Genomic DNA, 9,421 nt, shown 5'->3' on the forward strand with positions numbered 1-9,421 from the left:
TGGATGGCCGGGACAAGCCCGGCCATGACGGTGCGGAAGTGGCCTGCATCGGGACGAGGAAGCGCAGCTTGCCCGTGGCTTGGTCTCATCGCACTCCCGATGTCGTCCGCCTATGCGACCCGCTGATTGACGGACACCACGCGCCAGCCTTTCGATAGGCGATCAATCCGGGTCAGCGAGAGCGGGTTGATGACGAAGCGCAAGGCAGCCTCGGGTGTGAGGTCGAGCGCGACGCAAAGCGCGGCGCGGATCGTGCCGGAATGCACCACGAGCGTTGCCGTGCCGGCTGCGACCTGATCGAGCCCGCGTCGGACCCTCGCGAACTGGTCTTCAAAGCTTTCGCCGCCCGGCGGCCGCGAGCGTGCCGGCTCGTTCCAGAACGCTGCGTATTTGTCCTTGCCGGCTGCAGCGAGATCGTCGTGGCGCCGCCCGGTCCAGGCGCCAAAGTCCTGCTCACGGAATTCAGGTACGAGCGCGGGCTCGAGCCCCAGCGCGCGCGCGGTATCGACCGTGCGCCGGGAGGGGCTCGCATAACTCGTCGCATTCTGCGGCAGATGGCGACGGAGCGCGTCCAGTTGTGGCCGGTCGCTGAGATCGGCCGGCGCATCCGAGGCGTGGATGGTTCCTGCGATGCCGTCGACGACGGCATGACGCACCAGCCAGAGGAAGGTGTCGCCTTCCATTTTTTCCTCTCCATCGTGATGCAATCGCGGTGTCGCGCGCTCTGCGATTGCACGCTCGTTCCAACGCTTGTCAATCGTCGCCGCACAATCTGTGCGACGACATAGCCGCACATTGACTCCTTCGTCGTCTTAATCCTAGATGTCCGCGACGGTTTCCCCTTCGGAGGGGATGAAAAGGGAATGCGGTGCGAGGCTAAAGTTACCTCAATGCCGTAGCTGCCCCCGCAACTGTGAGCGGAGAATCTTGCGTCAATAGCCACTGGGCATCTCGGTCCCGGGAAGGCGACGTGAGGTAACGACCCGCAAGCCAGGAGACCTGCCGTCAGCCGTGGTCACACGCGAAGATGTCGGTCGGGGAGTACAGACATTCGGCTTCTCCTGAGGCTCAGGCCGAGGGTTGAGATCTGGTTCGCTGTGACGTGCCACTGACGTCATACCGAGGTCTCGACCATGTCCCGTCTCCATGCCGGCCGTCCGAGCAGTTTTCTGCTCGCATCCGGCGTTCTCTCGTCCCTTGCCGCCCTCGACATCTCCATCGCGCTTGCGCAGCAGGCAAACCCGCGCGAGCAATTGCCGCCCGTCGAGGTTTCCCCGCAACCTGACCAGAAGCGTAAGCAGGCCAAACTCGCCGGCCGTGACGAGCGAGGCGCGCGGCGTGCTGCGGCCAATCGCGCCGCATCGCAGGCGACTGCGCCGAAGCCGGCTGCACTGCCTGTGCAAACCCCGCTCAACAGCAATGCGGTTGCGGAAAGCGCGTCGCGGCTCGGGCTCACCGCGCGCGAGATGCCCGCGACAGTCGAGGTGATCTCGGCCGAGATGATCCGCGAACAGGGCTATCGGACGGTGTCGGATGTCGCGCAAGGCGCGGTCGGCGTGACCGCCGGCGACAATCCGGCCGAGCCGGCAGCGTTCTCGATGCGCGGCTTCACCAACAGCCAGATCAACACGCTCTATAACGGCATCAAGATCGGGCCGCAGAACATGACGTCCCGCATCATGGACACCGCCAATCTCGAAGCGGTGGAGTTTCTGAAAGGTTCGGCCTCGCTGCTGTCGGGCGAGGGCGCCAGCGGTGGCGCGATCAATTTCGTCACCAAGCAGCCGCACACCGGGCCGATCCGGAACGAGGCCTTCTTCTCCTATGACTCGCTGAATTCGTTCCGCAGCTATTACGGCTCCGGCGGCAGCACCAACGTCGGGGGGCTCGATTATCGCTTCGACATCAGCCGATCCTCGCTCAACGGCTTTGCCGACGATACCAACACCAAGACGCTGGACGTCTCCGGCCAGCTCAACTACCGCGTCACCGACAATCTCAAGATCTGGGGTGCGATCGAATATAGGGAGGATCGCTCGAAGGCCTATTGGGGAGCGCCACTGGTCCCCGTGGCCTTCTCTGGATCGCATGCAACCGCCGGCATCGTCTCGGGCAACTATGTCTCGAACTACAACGGATCGAACCTCGGGGCCGTCACCATCGACGACCGCACCTTCAAAACCAACTACAATGTGCTGGACAATCGCAACGTCGCCAAGGAGGCCTGGTTGCGCGGCGGTTTTGAGCTGAAGCTCGCGCCCGGCCTGACGCTGAAGAGCCAGGCCTACGGTTACGGTGCCGAGCGTGAATGGTTCAACAACGAGATCGAGGCGTTCAACGCCAATACGAATCTCGTTGATCGCGAACGCTTCTATGTCGCCCATAACCAGAAGCTCGCCGGCAACATCACCGACCTGACCTGGGATACGAACATCGCCGGCATGGACAACCGGCTGGTGACGACGCTTGCCGCCAGCGGTCTCGATTTCGTGCGGCCGGGCGCGGCCAATTTTCCCGGCGACTCCGTTCCGCTGATCGACCCGCCACGCGGCTATTACGGCCTGCTGACGACGCAACAACAGACCGCGCGGATCGACAATGAATCGCTGTCCTTCGAGGATCGTCTGAAGATCACGCGGACCTTTGCGCTCGTCGGCGGCCTGCGCATGGAGCATATCGGGCTCGACCGCAACTCGACCGACGTCAACGGCGTGGTGAAGGCGGGCTTTCCCTTCGCGAAGTCATGGACGCCGGTGACCGGCCGCATCGGCTACACCTGGGAAGCCGTTCCCGGCCTGACCTTCTTTAGCCAGTACGCCACCGGCGCGGACGTCGCCGCCAACAACATCTTTCTGCTCTCGCCGGCGCAGAATCTCGATCTCACGACCTCGCGCACCTATGAGACCGGCGTCAAACATCTGTTCTGGAACGATCGGGCGGAATGGTCGCTCTCGCTCTATGACATCGAGCGCAAGAACGTCTATGCCGCGGCCGGCGGCCAGCAGCTCAACATCGCCGGACGGCAGGAATCCAGGGGCATCGAGTTCGCGGGCGCCGTGCGCGTCACGGATGCGCTGCGGCTCTGGGGCAACATCGCCTATGTCGATGCGCGCTATGCCGACTATAACTTTGCCGGCGGCTCCTTCTCCGGCAACACGCCGCCGAACGTGCCGCGCATCGTCGCCAATGCCGGTGCGGCCTACCGGTTCTTCACGCCCTGGCCGGTCGAGCTCGGGATCGTCGGCCGTCACGTCGGCGACCGCACCAACACCGATGCCAACACGGTGACCATGAACGCCTACACGGTCGCCGATCTCTACGCCTTCGTGGACATCCCGAAAACCATGTTTGCCGCCGTCGAGCAGACGCGGCTGACGTTCCGCGTGCGCAATCTGACCGACAAGCGCTACGCGGTCTGGGGCGATCCGTTCTATCCCGACCAGATCCTGCTCGGCGCGCCCCGCACCTATGAGGTGTCGGCCGCGTTCAAATGGTGATGCGAGCGCATGGGCGCGATCGTCTTCCTGCATCGCTGGCTGGGCATCGCGTGCTGCCTCTTGTTCGCGATGTGGTTTGCGACCGGCATCGTCATGCACTTCGTTCCGTTTCCCTCGCTCGCGGAGGCGGAACGCTTTGCCGGTCTCGCGCCGGTCGACACCGCGCGCGTGGAGATCGGCCCGGCGGACGCCGTCCGGACCAGCGGGATCGCGAATGTCGAGCGGGTCCGCCTGATCCAGCGGAGCGACGGTCCTGCTTATGTCGTGTCGGGCTCGTCGCTGCTGCGCGCGGTCCGCGCGTCCGATGGCGCCGCTGCTCCGGTGAACGCGCGCGAAACAGCACTCGCTGCGGCCAGAGACCACGCCAACCGGCGCGGGCTCGATGCTTCGCGCGCGTCGGTCATCGGGCTCGCGGACTATGATCAATGGAGCGTGCCCAACGGCTTTGATCGCCATCGCCCGCTGTTTCGCATCGCGCTCGATGATGTCAGGGGGACGCAGATCTACGTGTCGTCGGTCACTGGCGAGGTCGTGCTCGAGACGGACGGGCGCGAACGCGCCTGGAATCTAGCCGGCAGCGTCCTGCACTGGATCTACCCGACGATCCTCCGGAGCAATTGGGCGCTGTGGGATCGTGCGGTCTGGACGCTGTCGCTGCTGGCGCTGATCGCAGCCGTGCTCGGTGCGGTGCTTGGCGTGTTGCGGATCAGGATCGGGCAGGGAACTGCGCTATCGCCCTATCGCGGCTGGCATGCGCTGCATCACGTCATCGGCGTGATCGCAACGGCGTTCGTCCTGACCTGGATTTTCAGCGGCTGGCTTTCCATGGACCATGGGCGCCTGTTCTCGCGCGGAGATCTGACCAGGTCAGAGGTCATGACGTTGCTGCCGGATTGGACGGCGGTTCGCTCGACCGTTTGGCCGCCGATGTCGCCGGCAGCGCGCGAAGTCGAGTGGTTTGCCCTCAACGGAAAGTTCTATCGGCGGGACCGGACCAGCCTTCACGGGCAGACCCTGTTCAGGGCCGGCGAAGATCTCGGCGATGGAACGGGAGCGTTGGGCTTGCCCGACATCCGGGAATTCGTGGCCCAACTGGCGAATGGCTGCGCCGCGCCGTCGGTCGTCGCGACAGACGACAATTATCCTGCGCAGTCGAACCTGCCGGGTGCTCCGGTCTACCGCACGACATGCGGCGAGGTGTGGTTCGACATCGACGGCGCCGATGGCCGCGTGCTGCAGCGATGGGATGCCGCAAGGCGCACCTATCGCTGGCTCTACGGCGCGCTGCATACGCTGGATGTCCCGGTGCTGACGGCCCATCCAACGCTCCGCAGCGTCGTGATCGTCGGCCTCTGTACGCTGGGAGTCCTGTTTTCCTTGACCGGCATCGTGATCGGTTGGCGCCGCCTGCGCCATTCGTTCGGTACCTGATCCGGCCTCACGGCGTCCGCAGGCCGGCGTCGATCTCCGCGAACATCTCCGCGTATTGCGCGATGATGATCTCCACCGTTGCGGTCTCGACGAGACGCTGTCGTGCTGCGCGGCCCATCCCGGCAAGACGCTCGGGCGCGCGCAGCAGGGTCTCGATCGCGTCCGCGAGCGCTTCTGCTGAATTCGGTTCGACCAGCAGGCCATCGACGTCTGGGCGGACGAAATCGATGCAGCCGGGAACGCGCGTCGCGATCAGGGCGCGGCCGCAGGCGGCGGCCTCCAGCATCGCTCGCGGCAGGCCTTCGCCGCCGCGGCTCGCAAACAGCGCGACGTGATGCGCTTGCCAGATCGCGGGCACATCCACGACGTGACCGTGCCAGCGGATTCCGGGCAACTGTCCCCAGTGCCGCAGCGTCGCCTCGGGGAAGAACTGCGGATTGTGCTGATCGGCATGGCCGTAGAGGTCGAGCTCGACGGGCAGTCCGCGCGTTCGCAGCATCGAGACCGCCTCGACGGCGATGTCGATGCCCTTGGTCCAGATCATCCGCGCGACGATTGCGACCTTCAGCGGCGGCGAGGGCGGAAGTGGCTGGAACGAAAACACCTCGGGGTCGACGCCGGCGCCCATCAACAGCCGGCTTCGCGCGGCAAACGGTTCGGACAGGCCAAGCGCTTTGAAGTCGGCGGTGTTCTCGAAGATGAAGGTCGAGGACGGCCCGCGGCTTGCAGCTCGGAACAGGGCATAGAGCAGCGGCCGCAGCATGCGGTTGCTCCATCGCGTGTCGACACCGATCAGGCCGAGGCCGGTGATGGTGTAGATCTTGCGCCGGACGCGAACCAGGCGGGCGGCGACCGCGAGCACGACGCAGGACTGGAGCGAAAAGGCCTGCACCACGTCCGGCCGGTGACGCCAGAGCGCCAGCGCCACACAATACAGGTTCGGCAACAGGCGGAGGAACGGAAACCGCGTCCGCTTCCCGAGGAAGCGGATCACCGTCACATCCTGAAGGTGAGGGCAGTCGGCGGCCGGTTCCTCCGGCAGGAACGCGATCAGCTCGAACCCTTGCGCGCGGGCGGCGTCGACGGCGGGGCGGAAGTGCGAGACGAAGAAGGCGGTGTTGAAACAGAGAAACGCGAATTTGCGCCTTGCCTGCCCATCCACCTGTCGTGCCGACGCCGAACTGACTGCAACCATCTCGCGACCATCTCAAATCCGGCTCCGCCGCGGAAGCGGCAAAATTCCGCTTGAGGCGGACCGTAGCTCCGACGTTGTGTCAATCCTGTCCTCGCGCCCCGGTTGACGCCCCGGCGGATCCCGGCTCAGCTCGTGCAGCCGGCGAAAGGGCGTGTCGGAAGCGTCGTTCGGGTGGCCGGCCATGTTGGCGGCTTCAGCCGAAAAGCACGTAATTTCGCGGGGTTCGCACGGTACTGCGGCCGATGGCTGGGCCTTTTTGGTGTTGGAACAGGGACGGGCCGGCCGGCAGCATATTCCAGCGGAGAGGCTGCCATTGTATCGTTTTGTGTCCGATTCGGGGGAGAGGCGGTGGCAAGTCGGTGCGTCTTCCTCGATCGTGACGGGGTCATCAACGCCAGCGTCGAGCGCGACGGCCGGCTGGTGGCGCCGACGTCGCTGGCCGACTTCCACATCTTTTCGGATGCCGATGGCGCGATCGGCAGTCTTCGCGAGGCGGGATTTCTGGTGATCGTCGTGACCAACCAGCCTGACGTTGCCACCGGCCGCACCAAGCGGGAGACGGTCGAGGCAATGCATGCCGTCGTCCGCGAGCAACTTGCCGTCAACGACATTGCGGTCTGCTACCACGTCGACGGCGATGGTTGTTCCTGCCGCAAGCCGAAGCCCGGCATGCTGCTCGACGCCGCGCGCCGTCACGACATCGACCTCGGCAAGAGTTATCTCGTCGGCGACCGCTGGCGTGACATCGCGGCCGGCCATGCGGCGGGATGCTTCACCATCATGGTGGCGGGCGGCGAGGATGACGGCGAGACGATACCCGATGCGGTCGTGGACTCGCTCGCGGGCGCGGCGCGGCTGGTGCTGGAGCGGGAATTTCAGAGCGCAAGGATGGAATGATGGGGCCACATCTCGATCAACTCGGCATCAAGCTGTTTGCCGACGGAGCTGATCTCATCGGGATCGCGCAGCTGGCTGCGGACCCCAGGATCAAGGGCTTCACCACCAATCCGACGCTGATGCGCGCGGCCGGTGTGACCGACTATCGCGCCTTCGCCCACGATTTGCTCAAGCTGGTCCCGACACGGCCGGTCTGCTTCGAGGTGTTTGCCGACGACCTTCCGACCATGGCGGACCAGGCGCGCGAAATCGCCTCCTGGGGCGAGAACGTCTTCGTCAAGGTGCCGGTCTCGACCACGCAAGGTGAGTCTTGCGCGCCGATCGTCGCCGCGCTGTCGCGCGAGGGCGTCAAGCTGAACGTCACCGCGATCATGACGATCGAGCAGGTCACCGAGGTGCGCGACGCGCTGGCGCCTGATGTCGCCGCGATCGTGTCGGTATTCGCAGGCCGCATCGCCGACACCGGGCGCGATCCGGTCCCGCACATGGCGCAAGCCGTGGAAATTCTGCGCGAGCGCCCGAAGGCGGAGCTATTGTGGGCGAGCCCGCGCGAGCTGCTCAACCTCTTCCATGCCGACTCCGTCGGCTGCCACATCATCACGATGACGCCGGACCTGCTCAAGAAACTCTCCGTGGTCGGCCATGACCTCGATACGTTCTCGCGCGAGACCGTCGCCATGTTCCGGACCGACGCGCTGGCCGCCGGTTATGACATTCCGCTCTCCGCGACCAGAAAGCCGCGGCGCTTCGCTGCGGTGGCCGGCTAAGGCCGCGGCGAGCGGTAACATTCAGAAGTGACCTCCATGTTCAAATCCGTGCTCGTGACCGGTGGTGCTGGCTATGTCGGCCACGTGCTGACGCCGCAGCTCCTCCAGGACGGCTACCACGTCACCGTCTACGACACCCTGTTTTTCGGCTGCCGGCTGCCGAACGACCCAAACCTGCGCGTCGTGATCGGCGATCTCCGCGACACCGCAAAGCTTGCCGAGGCCATGTCCGGCCAGGACGCGGTGCTGCATCTCGGCTGCATCTCGAACGATGCGAGCTTTGAGCTCGACGAAAACCTGTCGCAAACCATCAACTTCGATTGTTTCGAGCCGATGGTGGTCGCCGCCAAGCGTGCCGGCGTCAAACGCTTCATCTACGCCTCGACCAGCTCGGTCTACGGTGTCAGCGACGCGCCTGACGTGACCGAGGAGCATCCGCTGGTGCCGCTGACGCTCTACAACAAGTTCAAGGGCATGTGCGAGCCGCTGCTGTTCAAGCACGCCTCCGACGACTTCACCTGCGTGACGCTGCGCCCGGCGACGATCTGCGGCTACAGCCCGCGGACCCGGCTCGACCTGTCCGTCAACATCCTGACCAACCATGCCGTCAACAAGGGCGTCATCACCGTGTTCGGCGGCAACCAGATGCGGCCGAACCTGCACATCGAGGACATGGTCGACGCCTACCGGCTGATGCTGACCGCCCCGCACGAGAAGATCCACGGCGAGATCTTCAATGTCGGCTTCGAGAACCACTCGATCGCCGAGCTCGCCCGCATGGTGAAGGCGGTGGTCGAAGGCGAGATGCCGGAGAAGGGCACGATCGACATCAGGACCACGCCGTCGAACGACAACCGCTCCTACCACGTCAATTCGGACAAGATCCGCCGCGTGCTCGGTTTTGCGCCGAAGCGCAGCGTCGAGGACGCGATCCGCGACCTCACGCGCGCCTTCCGCCTGCACCTATTGCCGGACAGCTTTGACAATGACTGGTACTATAACGTCCGCACCATGAAGGCGATTGGCGCAAAATGACTGAGCATGCCACCGCTGTCGTCACCGGTGGCGCCGGCTTCATCGGCAGCCACATGGTGGATCTGCTGCTGGCGCGCGGTTTTCGGGTGCGGGTGATCGACAATCTCGTCGGCGGCCGCGCGGCCAATTTGGCGCAGCACGCGAGCAATCCGGATTTCACCTTCGAGCAGTCGGACATTCGCGACTACCGCGCAGGCAATGCGCTGTTCGCCGGTGTCGACTATGTCTTCCACTTCGCCGGCATCGGCGACATCGTGCCTTCGATCGAGACGCCCGACATCTACATGTCGACCAACGTCCAGGGCACGGTGCAGATGCTGGAATGCGCGCGCCACGCCGGCGTGAAAAAGTTCGTCTATTCGGCGTCCTCGTCCTGCTATGGCCTCGCCAACACGCCGACGCGGGAAGATCACCCGATCGCGCCGCAATACCCCTACGCGCTAAGTAAATATCAGGGCGAGCAGGCGGCCTTCCACTGGCACCAAGTCTATCGCCTCCCGGTCAACTCGCTGCGCATCTTCAACGCCTTCGGCACGCGGTCCCGGACCAGCGGCGCCTATGGTGCGGTCTTCGGCGTGTTTCTGCGCCAAAAACTCGCC

General features: G+C 64.8%; 8 protein-coding genes and 1 riboswitch. Of the genes, 6 read left to right on the plus strand and 2 right to left on the minus strand.

Features of this window, described 5'->3' with window-relative positions:
* Window positions 1–110 precede the first annotated feature (110 nt).
* A complete protein-coding gene (locus C2U70_RS27835) occupies window positions 111–683 on the minus strand; it encodes a histidine phosphatase family protein (RefSeq protein WP_140981832.1) in 573 nt (190 codons plus the stop codon).
* A 132-nt stretch (window positions 684–815) separates the two neighbouring features.
* Window positions 816–1,021: riboswitch (cobalamin riboswitch) on the plus strand.
* A gap of 112 nt (window positions 1,022–1,133) precedes the next feature.
* Between C2U70_RS27835 and C2U70_RS33225 the strand changes: the two genes are divergently transcribed.
* Together C2U70_RS33225 and C2U70_RS27850 are read left to right on the plus strand one after the other, a co-directional pair.
* Window positions 1,134–3,497 carry a TonB-dependent receptor gene (locus tag C2U70_RS33225; protein ID WP_186294517.1) on the plus strand — a complete coding sequence of 788 codons (2,364 nt, stop codon included), beginning with the start codon at window positions 1,134–1,136 and terminating at the stop codon, window positions 3,495–3,497.
* Window positions 3,498–3,506: 9 nt separating this feature from the next.
* The gene (locus tag C2U70_RS27850; RefSeq protein ID WP_140981834.1) at window positions 3,507–4,928 is read left to right on the plus strand and encodes a PepSY domain-containing protein; all 1,422 of its coding nucleotides are present in this window, start codon (window positions 3,507–3,509) and stop codon (window positions 4,926–4,928) included.
* Between the two features lie 7 nt (window positions 4,929–4,935).
* Here the strand turns inward: C2U70_RS27850 and C2U70_RS27855 are convergent, their stop codons facing one another.
* Complete coding sequence (locus C2U70_RS27855) at window positions 4,936–6,123, minus strand: glycosyltransferase family 4 protein (protein WP_140981835.1); 1,188 nt, start codon at window positions 6,121–6,123, stop codon at window positions 4,936–4,938.
* Between the two features lie 348 nt (window positions 6,124–6,471).
* Between C2U70_RS27855 and C2U70_RS27860 the strand changes: the two genes are divergently transcribed.
* From C2U70_RS27860 to C2U70_RS27875, 4 genes are all read left to right on the plus strand, one after another.
* Window positions 6,472–7,020: a D-glycero-alpha-D-manno-heptose-1,7-bisphosphate 7-phosphatase gene (locus tag C2U70_RS27860; RefSeq protein ID WP_210243919.1), complete on the plus strand. Its 549-nt coding sequence runs from the start codon at window positions 6,472–6,474 to the stop codon at window positions 7,018–7,020.
* Window positions 7,020–7,787 (plus strand): transaldolase, encoded by a 768-nt coding sequence (locus C2U70_RS27865; RefSeq protein WP_140981836.1) that lies wholly within the window; start codon window positions 7,020–7,022, stop codon window positions 7,785–7,787. The genes C2U70_RS27860 and C2U70_RS27865 overlap by 1 nt, the downstream gene beginning before the upstream one ends.
* Before the next feature lie 36 nt (window positions 7,788–7,823).
* On the plus strand, window positions 7,824–8,822 hold the full coding sequence (locus tag C2U70_RS27870) for an NAD-dependent epimerase/dehydratase family protein (protein WP_140981837.1): 999 nt from the start codon (window positions 7,824–7,826) through the stop codon (window positions 8,820–8,822).
* Window positions 8,819–9,421, plus strand: a 603-nt coding sequence (locus tag C2U70_RS27875; protein WP_140981838.1) for an SDR family NAD(P)-dependent oxidoreductase, incomplete at its 3' end; no start/stop codon positions are given. The genes C2U70_RS27870 and C2U70_RS27875, both read left to right, overlap by 4 nt.

This window comes from Bradyrhizobium guangdongense (assembly GCF_006483445.1).
GTDB classification, from domain to species: Bacteria; Pseudomonadota; Alphaproteobacteria; order Rhizobiales; family Xanthobacteraceae; genus Bradyrhizobium; species Bradyrhizobium guangdongense_A.